Below are 23,001 nucleotides of genomic sequence, written 5' to 3' on the forward strand. Positions count from 1 at the left end.
TTAGTATACTCTTGTTACTTTAGAAAAATTAATATATGACAATTCATTATCTAAGATATATTTTTTGTCAATATTATCAAATCCTACTACTTCATGACAAATAAGATTTACTTTATCATCATTTGTAATTTGTAGTGATGAAACATTGTATTGTTTGTTTTCACCATTTCTATTTTTTCTACCATCTTCAACAACTCTATCTATCATATTAACAAGATTAGTTATTGTCATTCTAACCATAACATTTTTTAAATCTCTAATTTTTGCTTCTAAATCATCAAAGTTAGTAGTTTTATGATTATCCATAAAATACGAATAACACTCCAATACTTGAGATTCTAAACCAATTAAATTTACTGTATTCTTCATTTTTTACTCCTAACTTAAATAATTAACTAATGAAAGACTGTTTACTCTATTTATTGTTGAATAAAGCGCCGTATAAGTGTTTTCTAGTGATTGTGCTTCAACAGCTAGTGATGTTAAATCTGCACTTGCAAACTCTTTTTCTAGTATTGTTAGATTTGTAATTTTTGAATCTATAATTTCTTGATAACGTTCAATTGTATTTGTTCTAGTACCAACTAATGCATGGGCAATATTTTGTGAATCATATGCAGTATTAATTTCATCAATTAATGAACTTAAAATATTACCACCTTCATCTTCCGTTATAGAATTACCATCACTATCTACTAAATTTAGTGTATTTATCATTTCATCTAATAAATCAAATACTGAATTCATTGATGTTAATGAACTTAATGTACTATTTGTAAAAGTATATGTATCATCTAAATTATCTGTAACAGAAATTGAAGTTGATGATAGGTCTCCATCTAAATATAAACCATCAATTGATCCATCATTATTTGAATCCATTAGTTGCCATTGATTTCCACTATTATCTAAAATAATTTGATTTTCACTAATAGTTATTGATTCACCATTACTAGCAGTTGAATCTTCATAATAAAAAGCTTCAATACCATTAACACCTTGATTTGCATATGTACCTTTTTCAACATTTAATGTTTTAGTTGAATTGTCACTTACATATGCTACTTTTTTTGTAGTTTCATCCATTACAAAAGGTTGTGTGTCAGTATTTAAACCAGAAAATATATATTGATTGTCTATAGAAGTATTTGCTAAAGAATAAAGTGTTTCTTTATATCCTTCAATTACATCTGCTATAGTTTGTTTATCTGTCCAAGAAGTTGTGTCTGTATTTGCTTGTAGTAATCCAGCAATTATAGATTCTGTTGCACTTTTAACTGAACTCATTGAAGAATCACTAGATGAATTATAAGAACTACTATAAGAAATTAGTTCTGATATACCATTATATGAATCTAAGCTATTTTGTATAGTTAAGATTTGGTTATATAGAATACTATCATCACTGCCATTTTGTATAGCATTTCCACTGCTAAGGCTATAAGTAACCTTAGCATTTTTTTCATTTAACAATTCAAGATTGTACATTATAGAATTAATAGAACTAACCATAATAAATCCTTTAATCTATCTTTTCATCTGAATTAATGTTGTTAAAATATCATCTGCAGTTGTAATTGATTTTGAGTTTGCTTCAAATGCCCTTTGAAAAACCATTAGATTTACAAGACTCTCACTTAAATCAGCTGTACTTAGCTCTAGTGTTTCACCTTCTACAGTTGTAGAGTTTTCATTGTTAATAGTATATATAGCTTCACCACTTGAATTTGTACTAGCAAGCAAATTGTCTCCAACTGATTCAAGACCAATATTGTTGTTAAATTGGGCAATTGCAACTTGACCAATTGCATAATCAACTCCATCTTGAGTCATAGTAATAACACCATTATCATCTACAGAGAACTCTCCAAATGCAGAGTCTGTTAATCCAAGTGATTCAAGACTTAATTGTAAAGATGATTGAGAAGTTGTTTGATCAATAGTTGAAATAATTTGCATAAACTCAGCTCCTGCTCCAGTACTTCCACTTAAGTCTAAATTTTTCTCTTTTTCATAAGTAGTTGAAGTAGAAGAATCTGTAAAACTTAATACTCCTGAAAACTCTTCACCACTTTCTTTTGATTCTATTACTAAGTTTCCATTAATGTTTATTGCCTGAATTTCAGTTTGCATATCTGATGCATTGATTTTAGTTATTAAATCTTCCATAGCTTCCGCATAAGTTGTTAATGTATTAGCACTTGTAACTGTTACATCAACCCCATTTACATTTAATGTATATGATAATGTATCTCCTGTAGCCCATGTAATAGCTGTACCATCATCATCTGATAAAACATCTGTATCTTGATAAATATCTTGTTGGCTTCCTGTAACAGCATCTTTTAATGCTTCCATAATAGATTCAACTTTACCCTCCCCTGAACCATCCACAGATTCAGTAATAGTAGTACTTGTACCAGCTGTCTCAATTGAACCGTTTACTTCTGATACATCTCCTACAGTAAATGCTTCACCTGGAATAATTGAATCAATTTTTATAATTCCTTCTAAAACATCACTTGAATCAGTACTTTGGGCATAAATAGTATCTGTAGATGTAGTGGTTTCACTTACTGTATAAGCATTTAGTCCAGTAACATTTGATATTTCATCTGCTAAAGCTTTATATGTAGCTATTCTACTAGCAGCAATATTCTGATCATCACTATCTACAGTACCATCACCATCTAAATCTGTAGATGTTAATGTTTCTGTTGTGGTAACACTTATATAATCTTGTGTAATTTTATCTCCATTAATATATACATAAATTTGATCACCTTCACTATTTAAAGATGAGTCTGTACCCTCTGGAAAATCTATAACTGTTTGTTGAGCAATTGCAGGTGATGAGGTAACATCAGGATCTAAGGCATACTCTTCAAGTGCAGCTTCATATTCAGAAATCAACGCTTCAACATCAGAGATTTTAGTTGACATTGTTTTAACTCCAGAACCAGACAATTCTTCAGAATCACTAGTAGCTGTAGATGTATAGTCTGTTGTTTTGGCTGTAAATGTTTGAATTTTATTTGAAAATTGGATAATTTGATTTCCGGCAATACTTGTAAAATCACTTGTAAATGATGTTAAGTTAGAGTTTGTTGAAACTACATCATTTTCAGTATCAATAGTACTCATTGCCCAACCTTGTACTTCATTTCCAGAAGCATCTTGCAAAGTACCATTATCACCCATTCTAAAGTTACCAGCTCTTGTATAATATGTTTCAGAAGTTCCAGTTGTACTAACATCTTTTACAACAAAAAATCCATCTCCATTTAATGCCATATCATATGATGAACCTGTTAAGTTTAAACTTCCTTGAGTATATTGTTTCTCTGCACTTGTTACAGTTGAACCTTTACCAATACTATCTTGATACATCAAATCAGCGAATGAAACTCTAGAAGCTTTATATCCTACAGTATTAACATTTGCAATATTATTTGATTCGTTGTCAAGGGCAACTTGTTGAGAAGCTAATCCCGAAATTCCAGTCCATAATGCACCAATCATAATTAATCCTTTATAATGAAAATTCATTTGGTATAAATATATTAGGGGATTAGAGTAAACTTGGGGTGCCAGTTAAATAACTATATTACACCCCAATTAAATAAAAAGTAACAAAGAATGAGTTTTGTAACATTAGTAAATTCTAGTTACATTTGTATATAAAAGTGTTTCTGCCTCAGAATTATATGAAGTTGCATTTTCTAATGAATATCCAAAATCAACATCTGATGAAGATAAAGAACTTCCACCACCACTTACAGTCATAACTAATTGATAAGTTCCGTCACTAGTTTCACTTAAAGTAGCATTTATTCCATCAATAGTATTTAACTCTTCAGCGAGTTCTTCATAAGTTTTACCATAAGTAGATATTTCATATTCATTACCTGAACTATTTGTTACTGTTAACGTTGCATCTTCACTCTCTGAATCAGTTACAGTTGAAGTTGAATCAACTTCGGTAAAACTATAAATATCATAATAATCTTCAATTGCATAAGCTGTTAGATAAATTGTTCCATCTGTGCTTGCCACAGAAGAAACTCTATATTGAACTGTATTACCAGAATCATCAGTTTCACTAGTTTCAACAATATTACCAATTAATGAAGCAGAATCAGAAAGTGCTGATTGAGCAAATGAAGTTGCTAAAGATTCCATTGATTCGGTTAACGTAATATTTGTTTCAAGAGTTTGAAGTGCAAGTTGGTCATCAAGCATAGAACTTGAATCAACAGGTTCAGTAGGATCTTGCATGGATAGTTCAGTTAACATTAAAGTAATGAAATCTTCACTTGCAAGAGCATCATTTCCACTTATTGCTGTAGTATATGTATTTCCATAGGCATCGGTAGAACTAGTAGATGTAATACCATCAATTGCTGTAGACATTTTAAACTCCTTTTAAAGTTTTCTTAACTTTATCAGGATAAAAAAAATAAGTGGTAATTAATTAGTTACGAAAGTAAATGGAAGTTAATCCTTAGGTATCACAAATTGAATTTTGAAAATATGATATCCTTTTGAAAATTGATAATAAAGTTTGAACCCATGACTCTCAATTACACTATTCGTAATATACAGTCCTAATCCTAAACCTTTATCTATTGATTCATATTCTCTGTTAAACGGTTTTAAGTACTCTTCAAAAGGTTTTTTTAAAGCATCTCCTTGGTTTTTAATAATCAAACAATCCTCTTTAATAAATATCTCTGGATTACCATTAGTGTTATATCTTGTTGAATTATCTATAAGATTTTTTAAAGCTATTGAAAAAAGTTCAAAATCAACTAGCACTTTTGTTCCATTTGGATAGATATCAACCTTTAATCTATCTATTAATAGTAAATCCAATGATTGGTCAAGTAAATCAATTACTCTATATTCTTTTTTAACAAGATTCATTTTACCTGAAGTCAGTTGCTCTAGTTTAACAAACTCTTCAAGTAAAAATTCTAATCTTATAAATGCTCTTTGCAGTACATTTTTCTTCTTGCCATTTTCTAATGTATCTGATACTAGTTTACCTTTTGTAATAGGAGTTTTTAATTCATGTAAAATATTTCTTAAAAACAGTTTTCTTGAATCATCTAAATCTTTTATCTTTTTAATTGCATTATTAAATTCGTTTGAAACCTGTGCGATTTCATCCTTACCTTTAATTTGAGTATTGATATCTAAACTACCTTTTGAAAATTTTTCAATCTCTTTTTTTAAGTTATGTAAAGGAATTAATTTTTTATATAAAAAGTAATAAAACCATACTAAAAGTAAATCAATTATAAAAAGAATTCCAAACCAAAAAGTTATAATATAGCTATCTTTTAAATTGTCTATAAATAATATATCTTCATCTTTTACAAAGTTTTTATCAAATTTTTCAGGTTTAGGTGGTTCAAATTTTGGAATAAACTTTGGCTTTTTTGGATTGATATATTTTTTATCTTTGTAGATGTAAATATCAATTGGATGATCAGTTAGTTTTTGTTTTTGTCCATATTTTTTTACTGTATCTAAGTCAATATTAGCAAGTTGAGTATAATAAACTTTTAATTTTTCTTCTATTTGTTTTTTAGTTAAATTTTCATGTTTACTATCTTTTATAATTCTAACAGATTGAAAATATCTTTTCATATTCATCATGTCATTTGAATTATCATTAATAAAAAGTTGTATCAAGACAATTAAATTAATCACTAGAAATATAGTAATAAAAAATAGTGTAATTTGAAAAAGAATTGAATTCTTTTTACTCATTAACCAGTTTATATCCCACTCCTCTAATTGAAAGAATATATTTAGGCTTCCTAGTGTTTAATTCTATCTTACTTCTTACTCTTCCTATTAATACATCAATACTCTTATAAGTACTTTCATATTTAATAGAATCTACATTTGAAAGGAGTTCTTCCCTAGAAATTACAAAACCAGCTTTAGAAATCATATATGCTAAAATATGGTATTCTGCATTTGTTAGATCTAAAAGCTCTCCTTCTTTTAAGATCTCCATCTTATCTTGAACATGGGTAAAAATAGACTTTTTCTGAGATTCAGGTGTTGATGGAATATCAAAATTACATCTTCTCAAAATAGATTTTATTCTAAAAATCAATTCTTGTGTATCATATGGTTTTGGCATAAAATCATCAGCACCATATGAGAAACACGCAATTTTATCACCTATATTAGATCTGGCACTTGAGATTATAATTGGAATATTATGATTGTCTCTAATCATTCTACAAACTTCTATACCATCAATTTCAGGTAAAGATAAATCCAAAATTATTAAATCAAATTTTTTTATTCTTAATGCAGAAATACCAAGTTCTGGTGATTCGTAATTTGTAACTTTTATATTATATTGGTCTAAATAGTCTATGAGGATATCTGCAAGTTCTAAATCATCCTCTATCATAAGTATATTTATCAAATACTACTCCTTAAAAAACATAGTAATTATAATAAATAAAAGTAAATGGCATGTAACAAAAGGCTTATAGAAGGATTTCTCTATTACCTTTTGCATTAGCTTCACTTAAAACTCCAGTTTGTTCAAGCTGTTCTACAATTGTTGCGGCTCGGTTATAACCTATTCTAAGTTTTCTTTGTATATAAGAGATTGAAGTTTTTTTATCTGTTAATACAACCTCTTTAGCATCTTCATAAAGTTCATCTAATTCACCTAAATCTAAAGAATCTCCAGCTCCAGAAAGACTAGAGTTTTCTTTATCTTTTACAAAGTTCATATCATATTCAACTTCTCTCTGGTCTTTTAAGAAATCAACTACACTTTCAATTTCTGTTTCAAGTGACCAAGGGGCATGAAGTCTTACAAGCCCAGACATTCCAGGAGGTGTAAATAACATATCTCCACGTCCAAGTAATGATTCTGCGCCTAAAGAATCAAGAATAATTTTAGAATCAACCTTTTGCCCTACTTTATAAGATAATCTACTTGGCAAGTTTGCTTTTATAAGTCCTGTAACAACATCAACTGATGGTCTTTGTGTTGCAACTATTAAGTGAATACCAGAAGCCCTTGCCATTTGCGCAAGTCTAGCAATAGATAGTTCAACATCTTTACCGCTTGTCATCATTAAATCTGCTAACTCATCAATTACAACTACAATATAAGGAATTGTTTCATAACCTTGTTTTTTTGCTTTTTCATTATAAGATTCAATGTTTTTAGTTTTTGTTTTAGACATTAAAGTGTATCTTCTTTCCATCTCTGAAACCATATTTGATAAAGCATTAATTGCATCAGTTGGTTTAGTTATTACTGGAGTTAAAAGATGTGGAATATCATTATACATCGAAAATTCAAGCATTTTTGGGTCAATCATTACAAGTCTTAAATTATCCGGTGAGTTTTTGTATAAAAGCGATAAAATCATTGCATTAATACCAACAGACTTACCTGAACCTGTAGTTCCGGCTATTAATAGGTGAGGAAGCTTTTTAAGATCTGTAACAAAAGGTTTACCAACAATATCTTTACCTAAAATCATTGTAAGTGGTGATTTAGAGTTTTGAAAAATCTCACTTTCTAATAATTCTCTTATGAATATAGTTTGCATATCATCATTTGGAACTTCAATCCCAACAACATCTTTCCCTGGTATTGGAGCTTGAATTCTTATAGTTTGAGCTTTTAAAGCCATTGCTAAATCATCTTGTAAATTTAGTATTTTAGATACTTTTACATTTGGAGCTGGTTTAAACTCAAAAGTAGTTACGACAGGACCTGTGTAAGTTCTTACAACATCACCTTCAATTTTAAACATAAGTAATTTTTCTAATAAGTCACGAATTTTTTTATCAATTTCAGCTTCAGATACTTTTGATTTTTTCTCTTTTGGTGGCTCTTGAAAAAATTTAGTTGATGGCAATTCAAAATCTTTAGGTTTTTCTGTAACCCCTAATTCTATCTCTTCTTGAAGTTTTTTATTCTCTTCTAATTCATCAACAATAACTGCATGAGGATGTTCATCTTCAGAAGTTATTTTTATCTCTTCAATATCTATTTCATCTTCAAAAAGTGAAGGTTGATTTGTATTTATATTTTTATGAATTTCATCAAGTGGAATGATGTTTAAATCATCTGTCTTAATCCCCGAAACACTCTCATCTACTTCTTCAATAACTATTTGAGCAACATCACCCTCTTCTTTTATAGAAACAGACTCTTTTGCAGGTGGCATTGTTTTAACTCTTTTTTCCCTTTTTTTACTCTCTATTCTTTTTGGTTTAACACTAGTATCAATTCTTTTAATAGTTGGCATTTTAGGTATAAACTTTTTAGGGTTGATATTTATTTCTGTATCATCTAAAAGAATCAAACATGAGATAATAAAAGAGATTAAAACAAAGAACCAAAGTCCAGCAAGTCCGATAAATGGGAATATTGAATCAATGATATAATTACCAATATCACCACTATAAAGTCCTTTTTCAACCACTAAAGATTGAAAGGTAAGTAACGAGATTAATAATAATACTACAGAAGAAACCTTGATTGAAAACTCTTGCCAATCAAAATTTTCTTTAAAGTTTAAAATATATAATGGATATAAGAATAATAATAAATAGATATATGATAAAAATCCAAAATATCTATGTGAAAAATTGGAAAATAAAGTTCCAACAGTTCCTACACTAGTTTTATCTCCAATAAAAGTAGCATATTCAAAATAAACAATGACAAAAAGAAAAATTAGTGATAATATTTTTTTAACTATTTTGAAGCCTTTTATTTTAATAATTTTGCAATTTTTCCTTGGAGTCTAAGCCAAATTCTATGTTCCATTATAGGGAAGCCTGCCCATTGTTTTTTAGGTTCAGTAATAGATTTTGTAACTCCACCTCGCGCTGAAATAGTTGTAAATGGTGCAATTTCTAAGTGACCAGTTGTAGCACTTTGACCACCCATTACAACATATTCATTTAAAATAGTTGAACCTGATAGACCAACTTGAGTAACTAATATTGAACCACGCCCTACTTTACAGTTGTGGGCAATATGAACAAGATTATCAATTCTTACTCCATCTTCAATAATTGTTGATTGAAAAACAGCTCTATCGATTGTACAATTAGCACCAATTTCTACATCATTACCAACAATAACATTACCATTTTGATAGATTTTTATATATTTTCCATCTTTTCTATTTGCAAATCCAAAACCATCACTACCAATAACAGTACCCGCGTGGATTATTGAATCACTACCTACTTTACAATCTCTATAAACTGTAACATTTGGATAGATAATAGTATTATCTCCAATAGTAACATTGTCACCAATAAAAGCACCTGCCATAATAGTACAATTTGAACCAATAATTGAACCTTTACCTAAATAAACATTTGGCATAATAGTTGTATTTTCACCAACAATACAATCTTCGCCATTAGTTTCAACTACTTTTGGTGCAAAAAGTTTTGAAATATAAGCTAAAGATAAATATGGTTCATCACAAACTAATGCTGTTGTTCCTTTTGGAACTTTTAAAGCAAATTCCTCTTTTACTAATACCGCAGCTGCTTTTGTTTTTTCTAAATCATTTACATATTTTTTATTTTCTAAGAAAGTTAATTGATTCTCGTTTGAATCAAGAAGCGTATTAAGACCTAAGATTTCGATATCTTTATCACATTGTATATTTAAAGTTTCAGCTATTTTATTTAGTTTCATTTAAATCCTTAAAAAAGATAAGAGAAAACTCTTATCTTTCCATTGCAACTACACCACTTTTTACTACTTCAAGTGGTCTAAATTTATTCATAATATTTGTAAAATTTGCAATTCTACTTGGTGCATCTGTAGCAGAGATTACAATAGCTTCATCTGTAACATTTTGAATATGTCCATTATAAGCTCTTGCAATTACTTCTATATCACTAAGTGGCTGATCAATTGGTATTTTAATTAATACAGTCTCTTTTTCTATAACATTTTGATGTTCGTTAACTTTTAATACTGGTATTAACTTATTCAATTGTTTAACAATCTGATCAATAACTCTTTTATCTCCAGTTGTAACAATTGTCATTCTTGAATATTCACTTCCTGTAATTGGTGCTACAGTTAAAGAATCGATATTATATCCCCTTGCAGAGAATAGTCCAACAATTCTTGATAAAACGTTGTGTTCGTTCATTACAATTACTGAGATAACTTGTCTTATTGTAGTTGAGTCATAATAGTGGTTAAAATTATTCATTGTTATCTCCTATAAGTGTCATTTCATTTAATGCATGTCCATTTGGTACCATAGGCAATACAATTTCATCCCTTGCTACTACTACATCAATCATTGCTGGTTTTTTCTTTTCAATTGCATCTTTTAATGCTTCATCAAACTCTTTTTTAGTTGTAACTCTATAACCAACTCCACCAAATGATTCAACAAGCATTTTAAAATCTGGTTGCATAGAAAGATCTGTTTCAGATAATCTATTTTCATAAAATAATGTTTGCCATTGTCTTACCATACCAAGATAGTTGTTATTTAAAATAATATTTATAACTGGTAAATCATATTCTACACAAGTCATTAACTCTTGGATATTCATTAAAATTGAACCATCTCCAGTGAAGTTAATAGAAACTTTATCAGGATTACCTCTAGCAACACCCATTGCTCCTGGAAGTCCAAATCCCATAGTTCCTAAACCACCAGAAGTATTCCATTGTCTTGGATAGTTAAATGGATAAAATTGAGCTGACCACATTTGGTGTTGACCAACATCTGTAGAGATTATTGCTTTATCCCCTAAAACTTCACCAACTCTTTGGATAACCCATTGAGGTTTAACCACAGAATCTGAATCTATGAATCTTAAAGGTTCTTTCTCTTTATACTCTTTTAAAAGAGCAACCCAATTATCATATTTGTTAAACTCCATTTCACGTGCTGATTCAATCATACCTTCAACAGTTACTTTTAAATCCCCAACAATTGGATAATTAGTATGTACTAATTTTGCAATTGATGCTGGGTCAATATCAACATGAATTACCTTTGCTTTTTTAGCAAATTCATCAAGTCTTCCTGTTACCCTATCATCAAATCTTGCTCCAAGTGATATAATACAGTCTGTATCGTGAGCTGCCATATTTGCAGCAAATTCACCATGCATTCCAAGCATACCAATTAATAAATCATGTTTATGCCCCATTACACCTCTTGCCATTAGTGTTTCAACTACAGGGATATTAGTAAGCTCTGCAAATTCTCTAATTTCATATGAACAATTTGATAAAATTGCTCCACCACCAACATAAAGTAAAGGTTTTTTAGATTTTGCAATCGCTTCCATCGCTTTTTTCAACTGTCTTTTATTGTAATTAACAGTTGGTTTATATGTAGGTAAATTAACACTCTTTGGATATTTGAATTCTGAAACTTCAGCTGTAATATCCTTTGGAATATCAACGTGTACAGGCCCCGGTCTTCCTGTTTTTGCTATATGAAATGCCTCTTTAATAATTCTAGGTAAATCTTTAATATCATTAACTAAATAATTGTGCTTAGTACAAGGTCTACTTATACCAACTGCATCAATCTCTTGAAATCCATCAGTACCTATAATTGTAGTAGGAACCTGCCCAGAAATAACAACTAATGGAATTGAATCCATATAAGCATCAGCTAGACCTGTGACTGCATTAGTAAAACCTGGTCCAGAAGTTACGATTGCAACACCAACTTTTCCAGTTGATTTTGCATACCCTTCTGCGGCATGTATAGCAGCTTGTTCGTGTCTAGTTAAAATGTGTTGAAAAAAACTCTGTTTGTAAATTTCATCATAGACATTCATAATAGCGCCACCAGGGTAACCAAATACTACATCTACCCCTTCTTCTCTTAATGATTCAGTAACCATTTTTGCGCCAGTTATTCTCATTGTCTCTCCTGTCATAAATTAGTCAGATATTCTACAAAAATTATTATTAATAGTATCTTTAATGCCCACTACATAATATTTCAGGTTAATATTAAATTAATCTTAAGTTTAGTAAAATGGACTAATAATATTTAAAAAGAGGAGAAAATATGGATATTAATAGTATTAATAATAATTTAACAAGCTCCTTAAATAATGTTCCTAATCAACAAATTGGGGCATCTAACAAAACAGAAAGTGTTAGTAAAAGTGAAGATTCTTTTTCCCTTTCAATTAATGAATATAACAAAAAAAGAGATGAATTATCAGCTTCTTTACAGACTTTCAATGAAGGTATTGGTATTGCAATTACTGCTCAAAGTGGTATTGAAAAACAAAAAGAAACTTTAGAAAAAATCAGCGAAAAGTTAAGTTTTAGAGAAGAAGATTTACAAAATAATGTTGATAAAAATCAAGTTAAAAATGAAATAAATCAAGAACTGTTAAATTTTAGAGAAATTGCATTTGAAACAACTTATAAAAGAGAAAATTTATTATATGTTGATCAATACGATGAAACAACTTCAATTGATATCTCTACAAAAGAAGCTTATTTTTCAATGGATAAACCAAATACTCCTGAAGTAGCTATTGCAGTTGGAAATGCGATTAGTAAAAATGATTTAAACAATCAAGAGCAATTAAATGAAACAATTGAGATTGTAAAAGAGAGTATTAAAGCACTTGATGATGTTCATTCACAGTTTCAAGATTTAAGAACAAATCTTGTGGAAAGTGCTAGAGAATCAATTCAAGAACAAAAAGATTTAACTAATCAAAATAGAATTACAAAACAATATGACTTCCCTAAAGAGGTTACAGATTTTACTAAATCAAATGTTATAGCAAATGCTGGATATTTAGCTGCTTCACAAGCAAATATTGTACAAGAGCAAAGCGTTAAACTAGTTGGTGTTAGATAGATTTATTTAAACAATAATCTATTGCAACACCTTCTCTTAAACCATCATCCAAAACAATCGATTCATTTTTTTCTAAAACTTCAAAAATAGCTTTGTATATATAAATACCAACTTCGATAAACTCTACTCTACCTCGTCCAACTAATTTTGTAATAGTTTCATTATTTGAATTTTTAAACATCTCTAAAGATTCATCTAAATCTTTTAAATTTACTATTGTTCCATTAACTTCATCTTTATCATAATGGAAAAAGTCTTGTCCTAGTTTAATTGCAGCAATTGTTGTAGGTGTTCCAGCAGTTGCTACAAAGGTAAAATCTTCTAAATTAATATCTAGTTCATCTAAAAAAAGGTTTATCTCTTTTTTCCAATTATCTAATTCTTCAATTAGTTTATTACTTGTAAGATATTTTTGTGTAAGTGTTACAATGCCAAAATTAAAACTTTTTGAATTAAAATTATCACCCTCATTAAGAATAATTTCTGTCGACCCACCGCCAATATCTAATAATATAAATTTAGAAGAATCTATTCTTTCCCTTTTTAATGCATACTTAACAGCTAAAAGTGTTAATCTAGCTTCCTCTTTTCCATCTATTATTTTAAACCTTGCACCAGTAGTTTTTTCAAAATATTTTAATACGTCATTACTATTTGAAGCTAATCTCATTGCGGCAGTTGTTACGCAAACTGCACTTTTAGGGTCATATTCTAAACTTTTTGATGAACGCATAATTGCATCAACTACTCTCTCTTGGGCTTCAAGAGAGATATTACCAGTTTCATTTAAACCATCAGCCATACCAACAACTTCATTGTATTCGTTGATAATTTTGTGATTTAAACAATCATAAATTAAGACTCTAAATGAATTAGAGCCTAAATCAATAGTAGTAACTTTATTCATTCAAATACTAAGGGTGTGGAATTTTAATTTTAGAATTTAATGACCATCCAATTAAAATCATTAAAATAAGTACAATATTTTCATTTATAATCCCAGTTAACCATACAAGATAAACTACCCATAATAAAATTGCACCTAGTGGAGTAGGAACCCCAGTGAAATATTTTTCTACACTTCCCTCTTCGGCATTTATATTAAACTGAATTAATCTTCTAAGACCTGAAATTACATAATAAATAAAAGCAAATGCAACAAGTGGAGTAAAAAGCATCAGCTCCTTAGTGTCTATAATTGCAAAATAGATAAACATGGTTGGAACTATTACAAAAGATAAAAAATCAGCAAAAGAGTCTAATTGAATACCAAACTCAGTTGATAGATTATATTTTCTTGCAATTTTCCCATCAACAATATCAAATCCTCCTGCTAACCATGCAAAAAGTGCTGCAGCAAAAAACTCATTATGTGTTAAAAAATATATGGCCATAATACCTGCAGAGATGTTAAAAAAAGTTGCCAAATTAGCTAAATTAAAATGGCTATTTTTATTAAAAAGAAATGTCATTAGTTCCCTTCGTTTTCATAAATTGTATACTGATTTCTACCGTTTTGTTTTGACAGATAAAGTGATTCATCAGCAATCTTGTATAATCTATTACAAGATACATAAGAGTTTGCTTCGTAAATAACAGCTCCTATTGATATTGTAACAATGTTTGATATTTTACTATTTTTATGCTCAATATTTAATGATTCAATAGTTTTGTTTACATCTTTTAAGCACTCTTCTAATGTTTCTTTATCTATATCAAATAAAATTACCCCGAACTCTTCACCACCTAATCTAAAAACATACTCATAATCTTTGTTAAAATATGTCTTTAAAGAATTAGCCACTGCTTTTAATGTTATATCACCCATATCATGGCCATAGGTATCATTATACTGTTTGAAAAAATCTATATCTAACATAACAAAGGCAGTGTTCCATTTATTTGCATTAGATATAAATGGCATATTGTCAAATATTTGATCAAAATATTTTCTGTTGTAAAGGGATGTCATTGCATCAGTGATTGATTCTATTTTATATTTTTTTGTTAAAATTTTAAGTTGATTATCTTTTTTTACAATAGAATAAATAATTAATGCAATAAATAAAAATGATATAAACACTAAAATAACCATATTATAAAAAAGATACTCTTTCATTGAAGTGTACTCTTTCAAAAAAGCTTTACGTTTTTTATAGGCAACATTTTTTTCATGTTGTTTTAAAAAATTTATCTTTTTTATTACATCTTTATATTGAGCTATTTTTGCTTTATAGTTCAAAGAGTTGTTTACTTCAATACTTATCTTGTCAACTACAATTCTCTCTTCATTACCTTTAAATGCATTGTCATAATAGTTCCATTCTTTTTTAATTTCTTTAAAAAAGGGGTCTCTATCACATTTTTTATATGTTCTCATGCAAGTAATTAGATTCTCAAAGTTATCTTCAAGTGTATGAAGTTTTAGTACTGGGATGTAATTGCCAAAGTAGATATAATCAATTCTTTTTTTTAATTTATCAATTTGAGAATTAAACATAAAACTAGAAGTAAGTAATGAAGCTAAGATTATAAAACTTAAAATAGCTAGTTTAAAAATAGTACTTTTATAAAATTCTTTATTAATTTTCATGGGCAAATTATATCAAATAATTTATTATAACTGATTATTTTTAACTTAACTTGTGCTTAATAATCTATTAGATATAATCGCGACTTTCAAAGAAAGGTATTAATTTGTTAAATATTAAAAATACATTTATAGGTCAATCTGTAAAAAGTGATGTACTATCCGGAATTGTTGTTGCAATTGCTTTAGTTCCTGAAGCAATTGCATTTTCAATTATTGCTGGAGTTTCTCCATTAGTTGGGTTGTATACGGCATTTATTTTAGGTTTAATTACAGCTTTAGTTGGTGGAAAAGCTGGAATGATTAGTGGAGCGACAGGAGCTATTGCCGTTGTTCTTGTTGGACTTGGGATTGAAGTTAAAGAGTCTTTATCTCCTGAAATGTTACAGCAATTAAGTACAAATGGTGAACTATCAACTTATATATTACAATATATTCTTGTGGCAACAATAATAGCAGGTATAATTCAAGTTTCAATTGGTGTTTTTAAATTAGGAAAACTAATAAGACTTGTTCCTCAACCAGCTATGTATGGATTTGTAAATGGACTTGCAATTGTAATTGCAATGGCTCAATTTCCATTATTTGAAGGTGAAAATTGGATTATGTATGTTCTTGTAGCTGCAACAATGATTATAGTTAAGTTTTTTCCTAAAATCTCAACTGCAATTCCATCAGGTCTTGTTGCTATTATTGTTATTTCAGCAGTAGTTATTAGTATGGATTTAGATACAAAAAGAGTTGGTGATTTAGCTAATATTTCAGGGAACCTTCCAAGTTTTGGAATTCCAACTTTACATATAACAATGGAATCAATTATTACTGTATTACCATATTCAATTTTAGTTGCATTAGTTGGTTTAATTGAATCACTTTTGACACTTTCAGTTTTAGATGAAATGGGTGGTAAAAGAGGAAGTGGAAACCAAGAATGTATTGCCCAAGGTAGTGGAAATATTGTTTGTGGTTTCTTCGGAGGAATGGCAGGTTGTGCTATGATTGGACAATCTATTATTAACTTTTCAAACGGTGGTTGGGGAAGATTATCAGGTGTAACTGCAGCCTTACTTTTAATCTCTTTTGTTGTTTCATTATCTTCTTATATTGCCATGATTCCTGTTGCTGTTTTAGTTGGAATTATGTTTATGGTTTCAATTGGTACTTTTGAATGGGAAAGTGGTAATAGAATTAGATTTATGCCAAATTCTGATAAATTTGTATTAGTTGCTGTTACTGTAATCACAATATTTGCAGACTTAGCAATTGCAGTAATTACTGGTATTATAATCTCAGCACTTGTATTTGCATGGAATCACTCTAAAGTTAGGTCAAGAACTTATAGAGAAAATGAAAATACAAAGGTATATGAGTTTGATGGACCTTTATTTTTTGGTTCAACAACTTCATTTTTTGAACTTTTTGATACAAAACATGATCCAGAAAATATTGTATTAGACTTTAAAAATGCGAGAGTAATGGATATTTCAGGTGTTGAAGCAATTGATAATATAACAAAAAAATATGCCGATATGGGTAAAAAACTTGTTATTAGACACTTAAGTAAAGATTGTAAACAAATTCTTAAAGATGCAGGTCCTTTTTGTACTTACGAAGAAGATGATCCAAACTATAAAGTTGCTATTGACTACTAAAATTTTTGGGATAAAATTAGTTTTATCCCTTTCTTTACTTTTATTTTTTTCTTTGATATAATCACATAAATATACAAAAATGAGTTCATTATGGAAATAAATAATAATTTATCAAGTTCTTCTTCAATATATATGCAATTGGCTCAAAAAAGAGCGCAATTATCAAGTATTGATAGACAAGAGATAAGTAAATCAACTCAAGATTCATATGATAAATTAAATGAATCTAACTCTACCTATGATAAACAAGAGTATCAAGGAAGTTTAGATGTATCAAATTCTGTAAATGAATTAGGTTCTGCAGATGCCCAAATATCAAGAAGTGCAAATTTAAATAGAATGTTACTTCAAAGTATTGGAGAAAATTATGAGAATTGATAATAACTTAAATGGTATGCTAGCAGTACAAATGCAAGTAAATCAAAATGCACAAACAATTGCAAGTACAACAAAAAGTTCAACTGATATTGAAAATCAAGAGAACTTACCCTTAAATACACAAGATTTTACAAATGCAATGGTTGATATGATTCCTCAAACAATAGCTTATGAAGCAAATGCTAATGGGATTAGAACAAAAGATGAGATGATGTCTACCATTTTAGATATAAAGGCTTAAAATGGATAAAATTAATATAGTTTGTCCTCACTGCAAAAAAATTAATTCAATACCAAAAAAAGATTCTTATTTAAAAGCAAATTGTGGTTCATGTAAAAATTCGTTACTTGATACAACACCAATTGACTTGGATGAAAGTAATTTTGACCATGTTGTGGTTAATTCAGAAATTCCTGTTGTAGTTGATTTTTGGGCACCTTGGTGTGGACCTTGTAAAATGTTTGCTCCAATATACAATGAAACATCTCAAAAATTCCCTTTAAAAGCATTATTTGCAAAAGTAAATACAGAAGAGCAACAAAATCTAGGTGCAAAATATGGTATTAGATCAATTCCAACACTTGTAGTTTATAAAAACGGTATTGAAGTAAAAAGAGTAAGTGGAGCACTTGACCCATTAAGATTAGCTAATTTAGTTAATGAATTTATATAAATTATTTTCTTAAAACCAAAATACCTGGAGTTTTTTTAACATAATCAACAAATAATTCATCTACAACTTTTCTGTTTGATTTTTTACTTGAAGCATGTCTAAAAAAGGTTTTGCCATCTTTTTTTATAATTATTCCAGTGTGAGTTACATCTAGACCTTTTAAGTTAGTATAGATACCTATATAATCTCCATTTTTCAACTTCTGTAAAAAGTTTTTATCTACAAACTGTGGCTCAAGATATTCAAACTCTCTTTTATTTATATTAATACCTTTTAGATATAAATTTTTATCATCTTTTTTATTTAGATATTTAGTTGTTTTTTTACTATTTTGTGATAGTTTTGAAGTGATATTTTTAAAACCATTTTGAGTAATCCAATCAGTAAAAAAATGGTTTCTATTTTCATAAGTGATTTGTGATTTTTTATATCGAATTTTTACAAGATTTTCTTTAAACTCTTTATAATTTTTTGATTCTTTGATTGCTTCAACATAATCAATATAAGTAAAACAATCTAAATTTACAAAATCTATAACTAATTCCTCTTTTTTATTATATGAACCTATTAAAACATTTGCTTTATAGGGTGTATTTAAAAAAGAAGCTGATATTTCATTTATTGATTTTTCTTTTTTTAAGAAGGTATCGAAGCTTTCTTGATTCCACTTTCCTAAATCTATCTGCGAAGAAAAAATACTTGAGATAAAAATAGAAAGTAGAATTAAATATTTCATTTTTTATTTTCTTTTAGATATCTAAAAAACTCTTTCATTTGGGTTTCATTGAAAACTGTTACACCATTTTCAATAAGTAGTTTTGCAGTCATACCTTGCCCCTCAACTAGATTTGAAGTAAAAGTACCATCATAGATTTGAGTATTTCCACATGAAGGGGAGTTTGACTTTAGAAGTGCAACTTTTATATTTTCACTTTTACATAAATCAAGAGTATTTTTTGCCCCTAATAAAAAGTTTATTGTTACATCTTTCCCCTCTTTATCTTTTACAATAAAAGGTTTTTCTCTAGAAACGATTTCCGCAGGAGTTCTTGGGGTTGATAAACCTCCACTAACTTCTGGACAAAATGAATAAATTTCATTAGAACAAAGCATATCCATAAAACGCTCTTTTTGAGAAAAGGTAAAAGAAGAATTATAAGCTATTGATGAATTATCTCCATCATATCTAACATTTTCACCTAAAAGGCAAGAAGAGATTAATATTTTCATTAATCTCTATCCAATAACTCTTTATCAAAAAAAGTTGACGTTTGGATATTGTTAAATGCTGCTTTCATTGAGATAAACATTTGAGGATTCTCTTCTTCCATTTTTTCTAAAAGCTCTTTTGTTTTAGCTCTTGCATATGGCATTTTAATATCAAATCTCATTGCAGGACATGCTTCATCACCAATAACCATAATCTCATTTGTTTGAGCAAAAGCTCTTAATTGTCTTTCTCTACAAAATATAAGTGGTCTAATAACCTCTAAACCATTTTCAGCCTTATAAACTGGTGGCATAGATCTTAAAGCACCATTATAAAGAAAATTCATAAAAAACGATTCCATTGCATCATCAAGGTGATGTCCAAGAGCAAGTTTATTGTAACCTTGTTCTAGTGCAGTAGAATATAAATACCCTCTTCTCATTCTAGAAAAGAATGAACAAAATGAAGAATTCTTTCTAATTTTTTCTTTTGATAATTCAAAGATTTCAGTATCAATAATCTCATGCTCAATTCCATGTTCTTTGCAGTGATCTGCTAAAAATTGAACTTGTTCACCCATACCATATGTAACTGTTACAGCTTTGAATTCAAAGTTAAATGGTGTAACTCTTTTTAAATGATTTAAAGCATGAATAAGCGTTGTTGAATCTTTTCCACCTGAAAATCCAACTAATACTTTATCACCCTCTTTTATAAGTCCATACTCTGCGTTTGTTTTACCTACTACTTTTGAAATTTTTTTACTTAACTCTACCAAAATAAATATTTCCTATAATTTTTTCGCGATTATAACATAATTTACTCAAATTTTAATTATGATAAAAACTTAGGGATAAATTAACTATTATTTTAGGTAATTTTATTATAATTTGAGTCCAAGTTTAAAAAAAAGAATTAATATATGACTCAAGAAGAGATACAAGAATTTAAAGAAACAATCGCTAAAAATATTATGCCACTAGTGCAGAACATGACTGAAGAACAAATTAAAAATACTATTATGAATGTTGAAAAAAATAATCCTGATTTACCAAAAGGATTTGGGAATATGCTTTTTGAACAGATAATGATTTTAAAATTTATTAGAAAAAGTCAACAGTAGTTAGAAAGAAAAAGTTTAACATTAAAGAAGCAGACAAATATAATCTATTAAGGAGTGGGAGTAGGAATATAAAGCTATAGTTGCCTGTTCTTTATTGTTAAAGAATGATAACAATTAAAAGTGTCTAAAAAGTAGTGAAATTAGATTTTTTTTCTAAAATATTAGAATTTTTATCGTAATTTCTCCCTTTTTATATTATATCAATAAATTTTTTCTTATTTGTGTTTGAAACCACATTTTGAGCTATATCTTTTACATCTTTTGCTACATCATTTGCTCCTGAAGCAGACATAGCATTTTGTTGAGTTACTTGATCTAATTGATTAATAGTTTCATTGATTTGTTCCATTGCTATTGATTGTTCTTTTGACGAGGAAGAAACCTCTGTTATTAAGGATAAAGTATTTTGAATATTGTTATTTAACTTTTCATAACCTTTAATCATCTGTGCTGAAATCTCTTTACCCTCAAAAGCTTTTTGTGTTGCATTTTCAACTAAATCTTTTATTTCTTTTGCAGCTTCTGCACTTCTACTAGCTAGATTTCTAACCTCTTGAGCAACAACAGCAAAACCTTTTCCTGCTTCACCAGCAGTTGCTGCTTCAACTGCTGCATTAAGAGATAAGATATTTGTTTGAAAAGAGATTTGGTCAATTACTGTAATTGCTTCTGCAATAGCTTGAGTTTGTTCATTAATCTCATCCATTGATAATGTAGTTTTAGTTGCTAAATCTTCCCCTTGTACAACTGATGTTGATACATCATTTGCATAAGATGTCATTTGGGCAATATTTTTTGAACTATTTTGCATTTTCGCAGTAATCTCTTCAATTGATGCTGCTGTCTCTTCCAATGAAGCTGCTTGATTATTTGCTGCATTTGTTAAATCATTTACATTTTTTGATAAATTTTCTGCACTTAAAGAAAGTCTTTGTCCAACATCTCTATTCTCAACCAACATTGAGCAAACAGCATCTCCTAAACTATTAATATCATTACTAAAAGCTTTTAAATCACCCTCTAATGAACTAGTATCAACCCTTTGTGTATAATCATATTGTGTATATGTTGATATAACTTCCATAGATTTTTTAATATTATTTTCAATCTCTTCTAACATTTGATTTATTTCATTTTTTAATTGATTTAACATAGGGTTTGAACTATTTACTTCTATTCTAACATCCAAGTATCCTTGCTTAGCTTTTGTTGTAGTTTGAATAGTACTATCTAAAAGTTTTCTATCCTCTTCAATTTTTTCTTTACTTCTTTCTATATTGGAATTGATTAATGCTGCCATTTTTCCTAATTCATCTTTAGAATCAATCGCAATTTTATCTACAGTTGTTTTTTCAAGATTTAAATAACTAAAAAATTCCAATAAACCTTTTTCAAACATTTTTAAAGGAGTTTTAATATTTTTTGTCACTATAAATGTAATTAAAATAGATAAAAATAAAGCAACAGCGATTAAAATGTACATAACACTTATTGTTAAATCAATACCCTCTAAGTTTTTATTATAAATATCAGTATTTATTTTTTTTGTATTATTATTTATTTCATTAAGTTCTTTTTTTATTGTTTCAAAATAAACCTCTGCTTCTATTATTCTATCAAAGGTGATATTCATTACATCATTCATAGAATCGTTTATTGAACTATTATAGGCTGTAAGATTTTTTTCAAGTTCTTTTATATTCTTTAATAATTTATTATTACTTTTTGCTAAAGTTTTTAATTTTTTTAAATCTTTATTTAAATCTTTTTGCATTTTTGCAATTAAATCAATTTGTTCATAAATCTCTTTTTCTTCATATACATTCATAACAAAATTAAAAACTTTATATACGATGATATTATATTCTCTAATATCAATTAGAAATTTATTTCCTATGTTTAATAATTCAATTTTTTCTTCTACTATGTTTTTAAAATTAGCCTTACTATTTTTAAAAGTATCAATAGAATAAAGAGATAACATTACTAAAAATAACATTACAACTAATGGAGATATAAGTATTTTACTACTTATTCCTAAATTTTTTAAATTAAACATAGTTTTCCTTTTTTATCATTCTAGACAAAAGTTAATTTATTTTTGTATTTTGAGTACTATTGAATATTCTTCTTTCAAATAAACTATCCATATCATCATGGATAATAGAATCTCTGTCTAAGAAGATTAGTTTCTCTTTATCTAACTCTTTTACATTCTTTAATCCCATAACTGCTAATAAACTTTTCATACTTTTAAGAATATTGTTATGGTAGTTTTTTATGTAATCTGAGTGTTTCTTTACAAAATAGTGTTTTCTTTTTTTAATATCTTGAGTAGCAAGTCCAACAGGACATTGGTGTTTACTAGCCCCAGAACAATATCTAGCTCTAATACAACCAGCACTCATCATAAAACCTCTTGCTATTTGTATAAAATCAGCACCAATACATAAAGTAATAATTACATCATCA

Annotated in this window: 24 protein-coding genes; 6 read left to right on the top strand and 18 right to left on the bottom strand. The window is 28.4% G+C overall.

What is annotated here, in order from left to right; all coding sequences use genetic code 11:
• The 10 genes from FDK22_RS14550 to FDK22_RS14595 all read right to left on the bottom strand — a co-directional run bounded on the left by FDK22_RS14550 (position 1) and on the right by FDK22_RS14595 (position 11,940).
• Positions 1-369, bottom strand: coding sequence for a hypothetical protein (locus tag FDK22_RS14550; protein ID WP_138153715.1), 369 nt, complete (start codon positions 367-369; stop codon positions 1-3).
• Between the two features lie 9 nt (positions 370-378).
• On the bottom strand, positions 379-1,512 hold the full coding sequence (gene flgL / locus FDK22_RS14555; RefSeq protein ID WP_138153716.1) for a flagellar hook-associated protein FlgL: 1,134 nt from the start codon (positions 1,510-1,512) through the stop codon (positions 379-381).
• Between the two features lie 15 nt (positions 1,513-1,527).
• On the bottom strand, positions 1,528-3,522 hold the full coding sequence (locus tag FDK22_RS14560) for a flagellar hook-basal body complex protein (RefSeq protein WP_138153717.1): 1,995 nt from the start codon (positions 3,520-3,522) through the stop codon (positions 1,528-1,530).
• 132 nt (positions 3,523-3,654) lie between these two features.
• Positions 3,655-4,413 (bottom strand): flagellar hook assembly protein FlgD, encoded by a 759-nt coding sequence (locus tag FDK22_RS14565; RefSeq protein ID WP_138153718.1) that lies wholly within the window; start codon positions 4,411-4,413, stop codon positions 3,655-3,657.
• An 84-nt stretch (positions 4,414-4,497) separates the two neighbouring features.
• Positions 4,498-5,778: an ArsS family sensor histidine kinase gene (locus tag FDK22_RS14570; protein ID WP_138153719.1), complete on the bottom strand. Its 1,281-nt coding sequence runs from the start codon at positions 5,776-5,778 to the stop codon at positions 4,498-4,500.
• Positions 5,771-6,454, bottom strand: coding sequence for a response regulator transcription factor (locus tag FDK22_RS14575; RefSeq protein WP_138153720.1), 684 nt, complete (start codon positions 6,452-6,454; stop codon positions 5,771-5,773). Before FDK22_RS14575 ends, FDK22_RS14570 begins: the two co-directional genes overlap by 8 nt.
• Positions 6,455-6,518: 64 nt before the next feature.
• Positions 6,519-8,486 carry a DNA translocase FtsK gene (locus FDK22_RS14580; protein ID WP_420836720.1) on the bottom strand — a complete coding sequence of 656 codons (1,968 nt, stop codon included), beginning with the start codon at positions 8,484-8,486 and terminating at the stop codon, positions 6,519-6,521.
• A gap of 290 nt (positions 8,487-8,776) precedes the next feature.
• On the bottom strand, positions 8,777-9,724 hold the full coding sequence (lpxD, locus tag FDK22_RS14585) for a UDP-3-O-(3-hydroxymyristoyl)glucosamine N-acyltransferase (RefSeq protein WP_138153722.1): 948 nt from the start codon (positions 9,722-9,724) through the stop codon (positions 8,777-8,779).
• Positions 9,725-9,755: 31 nt separating this feature from the next.
• Complete coding sequence (gene ilvN / locus FDK22_RS14590; protein WP_138153723.1) at positions 9,756-10,253, bottom strand: acetolactate synthase small subunit; 498 nt, start codon at positions 10,251-10,253, stop codon at positions 9,756-9,758.
• Positions 10,246-11,940, bottom strand: coding sequence for an acetolactate synthase large subunit (locus FDK22_RS14595; protein ID WP_138153724.1), 1,695 nt, complete (start codon positions 11,938-11,940; stop codon positions 10,246-10,248). The genes ilvN and FDK22_RS14595 overlap by 8 nt, the downstream gene beginning before the upstream one ends.
• Positions 11,941-12,089: 149 nt before the next feature.
• Here FDK22_RS14595 and FDK22_RS14600 point away from each other — a divergent pair, with 149 nt between their 5' ends.
• Positions 12,090-12,902, top strand: coding sequence for a flagellin (locus tag FDK22_RS14600; RefSeq protein WP_138153725.1), 813 nt, complete (start codon positions 12,090-12,092; stop codon positions 12,900-12,902).
• On the opposite strand, the gene FDK22_RS14605 is transcribed toward FDK22_RS14600, so the two are convergent.
• The 3 genes from FDK22_RS14605 to FDK22_RS14615 are packed head-to-tail and all read right to left on the bottom strand — an operon-like array spanning position 12,895 to position 15,495.
• The gene (locus FDK22_RS14605; protein WP_138153726.1) at positions 12,895-13,809 is read right to left on the bottom strand and encodes a Ppx/GppA phosphatase family protein; all 915 of its coding nucleotides are present in this window, start codon (positions 13,807-13,809) and stop codon (positions 12,895-12,897) included. The genes FDK22_RS14600 and FDK22_RS14605 overlap by 8 nt on opposite strands.
• A 7-nt stretch (positions 13,810-13,816) precedes the next feature.
• The gene (locus FDK22_RS14610; protein ID WP_138153727.1) at positions 13,817-14,374 is read right to left on the bottom strand and encodes a CDP-alcohol phosphatidyltransferase family protein; all 558 of its coding nucleotides are present in this window, start codon (positions 14,372-14,374) and stop codon (positions 13,817-13,819) included.
• Positions 14,374-15,495: a GGDEF domain-containing protein gene (locus tag FDK22_RS14615; RefSeq protein WP_171013008.1), complete on the bottom strand. Its 1,122-nt coding sequence runs from the start codon at positions 15,493-15,495 to the stop codon at positions 14,374-14,376. Before FDK22_RS14615 ends, FDK22_RS14610 begins: the two co-directional genes overlap by 1 nt.
• Before the next feature lie 104 nt (positions 15,496-15,599).
• Here FDK22_RS14615 and FDK22_RS14620 point away from each other — a divergent pair, with 104 nt between their 5' ends.
• The 4 genes from FDK22_RS14620 (at position 15,600) to trxC (ending at position 18,196) form a co-directional block, all read left to right on the top strand.
• Complete coding sequence (locus FDK22_RS14620; protein ID WP_138153728.1) at positions 15,600-17,144, top strand: SulP family inorganic anion transporter; 1,545 nt, start codon at positions 15,600-15,602, stop codon at positions 17,142-17,144.
• Positions 17,145-17,234: 90 nt separating this feature from the next.
• The gene (locus tag FDK22_RS14625) at positions 17,235-17,522 is read left to right on the top strand and encodes a hypothetical protein (protein ID WP_138153729.1); all 288 of its coding nucleotides are present in this window, start codon (positions 17,235-17,237) and stop codon (positions 17,520-17,522) included.
• Positions 17,512-17,763, top strand: a complete 252-nt coding sequence (locus FDK22_RS14630) for a flagellar basal body rod C-terminal domain-containing protein (RefSeq protein ID WP_138153730.1) — start codon at positions 17,512-17,514, stop codon at positions 17,761-17,763. The genes FDK22_RS14625 and FDK22_RS14630 overlap by 11 nt, the downstream gene beginning before the upstream one ends.
• Position 17,764: 1 nt before the next feature.
• Positions 17,765-18,196, top strand: a complete 432-nt coding sequence (gene trxC, locus FDK22_RS14635; protein ID WP_171013009.1) for a thioredoxin TrxC — start codon at positions 17,765-17,767, stop codon at positions 18,194-18,196.
• 1 nt (position 18,197) lies between these two features.
• Here trxC and FDK22_RS14640 read toward each other — a convergent pair whose 3' ends face one another.
• Genes FDK22_RS14640 through FDK22_RS14650 form a run of 3 tightly spaced genes read right to left on the bottom strand, consistent with a single transcriptional unit; the run spans position 18,198 to position 20,184 of the window.
• The gene (locus FDK22_RS14640) at positions 18,198-18,932 is read right to left on the bottom strand and encodes an N-acetylmuramoyl-L-alanine amidase-like domain-containing protein (protein WP_138153731.1); all 735 of its coding nucleotides are present in this window, start codon (positions 18,930-18,932) and stop codon (positions 18,198-18,200) included.
• Positions 18,929-19,426, bottom strand: a complete 498-nt coding sequence (locus FDK22_RS14645; RefSeq protein WP_138153732.1) for a 2-thiouracil desulfurase family protein — start codon at positions 19,424-19,426, stop codon at positions 18,929-18,931. The genes FDK22_RS14640 and FDK22_RS14645 overlap by 4 nt, the downstream gene beginning before the upstream one ends.
• Positions 19,426-20,184 carry a tRNA 2-thiocytidine biosynthesis TtcA family protein gene (locus tag FDK22_RS14650; protein ID WP_138153733.1) on the bottom strand — a complete coding sequence of 253 codons (759 nt, stop codon included), beginning with the start codon at positions 20,182-20,184 and terminating at the stop codon, positions 19,426-19,428. The genes FDK22_RS14645 and FDK22_RS14650 overlap by 1 nt, the downstream gene beginning before the upstream one ends.
• A gap of 144 nt (positions 20,185-20,328) precedes the next feature.
• On the opposite strand from FDK22_RS14650, the gene FDK22_RS14655 reads away from it, so the two are divergent.
• On the top strand, positions 20,329-20,529 hold the full coding sequence (locus tag FDK22_RS14655; RefSeq protein ID WP_138153734.1) for a hypothetical protein: 201 nt from the start codon (positions 20,329-20,331) through the stop codon (positions 20,527-20,529).
• Between the two features lie 190 nt (positions 20,530-20,719).
• Here the strand turns inward: FDK22_RS14655 and FDK22_RS14660 are convergent, their stop codons facing one another.
• Positions 20,720-22,588, bottom strand: a complete 1,869-nt coding sequence (locus tag FDK22_RS14660; protein ID WP_138153735.1) for a HAMP domain-containing methyl-accepting chemotaxis protein — start codon at positions 22,586-22,588, stop codon at positions 20,720-20,722.
• 31 nt (positions 22,589-22,619) lie between these two features.
• On the bottom strand, positions 22,620-23,001 hold a 382-nt coding region (locus tag FDK22_RS14665; RefSeq protein WP_240534060.1), incomplete at its 5' end, for a glutamate synthase-related protein.

Source organism: Arcobacter arenosus, from assembly GCF_005771535.1.
Classification (GTDB): Bacteria; Campylobacterota; Campylobacteria; order Campylobacterales; family Arcobacteraceae; genus Halarcobacter; species Halarcobacter arenosus.

Coding starts and splice junctions, on each gene's coding strand:
- FDK22_RS14550 (WP_138153715.1), bottom strand. CDS start 369: ATGAAGAATACAGTAAATTTAATTGGTTTAGAATCTCAAGTATTGGAG.
- flgL (WP_138153716.1), bottom strand. CDS start 1,512: ATGGTTAGTTCTATTAATTCTATAATGTACAATCTTGAATTGTTAAAT.
- FDK22_RS14560 (WP_138153717.1), bottom strand. CDS start 3,522: ATGATTGGTGCATTATGGACTGGAATTTCGGGATTAGCTTCTCAACAA.
- FDK22_RS14565 (WP_138153718.1), bottom strand. CDS start 4,413: ATGTCTACAGCAATTGATGGTATTACATCTACTAGTTCTACCGATGCC.
- FDK22_RS14570 (WP_138153719.1), bottom strand. CDS start 5,778: ATGAGTAAAAAGAATTCAATTCTTTTTCAAATTACACTATTTTTTATT.
- lpxD (WP_138153722.1), bottom strand. CDS start 9,724: ATGAAACTAAATAAAATAGCTGAAACTTTAAATATACAATGTGATAAA.
- ilvN (WP_138153723.1), bottom strand. CDS start 10,253: ATGAATAATTTTAACCACTATTATGACTCAACTACAATAAGACAAGTT.
- FDK22_RS14595 (WP_138153724.1), bottom strand. CDS start 11,940: ATGAGAATAACTGGCGCAAAAATGGTTACTGAATCATTAAGAGAAGAA.
- FDK22_RS14600 (WP_138153725.1), top strand. CDS start 12,090: ATGGATATTAATAGTATTAATAATAATTTAACAAGCTCCTTAAATAAT.
- FDK22_RS14605 (WP_138153726.1), bottom strand. CDS start 13,809: ATGAATAAAGTTACTACTATTGATTTAGGCTCTAATTCATTTAGAGTC.
- FDK22_RS14610 (WP_138153727.1), bottom strand. CDS start 14,374: ATGACATTTCTTTTTAATAAAAATAGCCATTTTAATTTAGCTAATTTG.
- FDK22_RS14615 (WP_171013008.1), bottom strand. CDS start 15,495: ATGAAAATTAATAAAGAATTTTATAAAAGTACTATTTTTAAACTAGCT.
- FDK22_RS14625 (WP_138153729.1), top strand. CDS start 17,235: ATGGAAATAAATAATAATTTATCAAGTTCTTCTTCAATATATATGCAA.
- FDK22_RS14630 (WP_138153730.1), top strand. CDS start 17,512: ATGAGAATTGATAATAACTTAAATGGTATGCTAGCAGTACAAATGCAA.
- trxC (WP_171013009.1), top strand. CDS start 17,765: ATGGATAAAATTAATATAGTTTGTCCTCACTGCAAAAAAATTAATTCA.
- FDK22_RS14640 (WP_138153731.1), bottom strand. CDS start 18,932: ATGAAATATTTAATTCTACTTTCTATTTTTATCTCAAGTATTTTTTCT.
- FDK22_RS14645 (WP_138153732.1), bottom strand. CDS start 19,426: ATGAAAATATTAATCTCTTCTTGCCTTTTAGGTGAAAATGTTAGATAT.
- FDK22_RS14655 (WP_138153734.1), top strand. CDS start 20,329: ATGACTCAAGAAGAGATACAAGAATTTAAAGAAACAATCGCTAAAAAT.
- FDK22_RS14660 (WP_138153735.1), bottom strand. CDS start 22,588: ATGTTTAATTTAAAAAATTTAGGAATAAGTAGTAAAATACTTATATCT.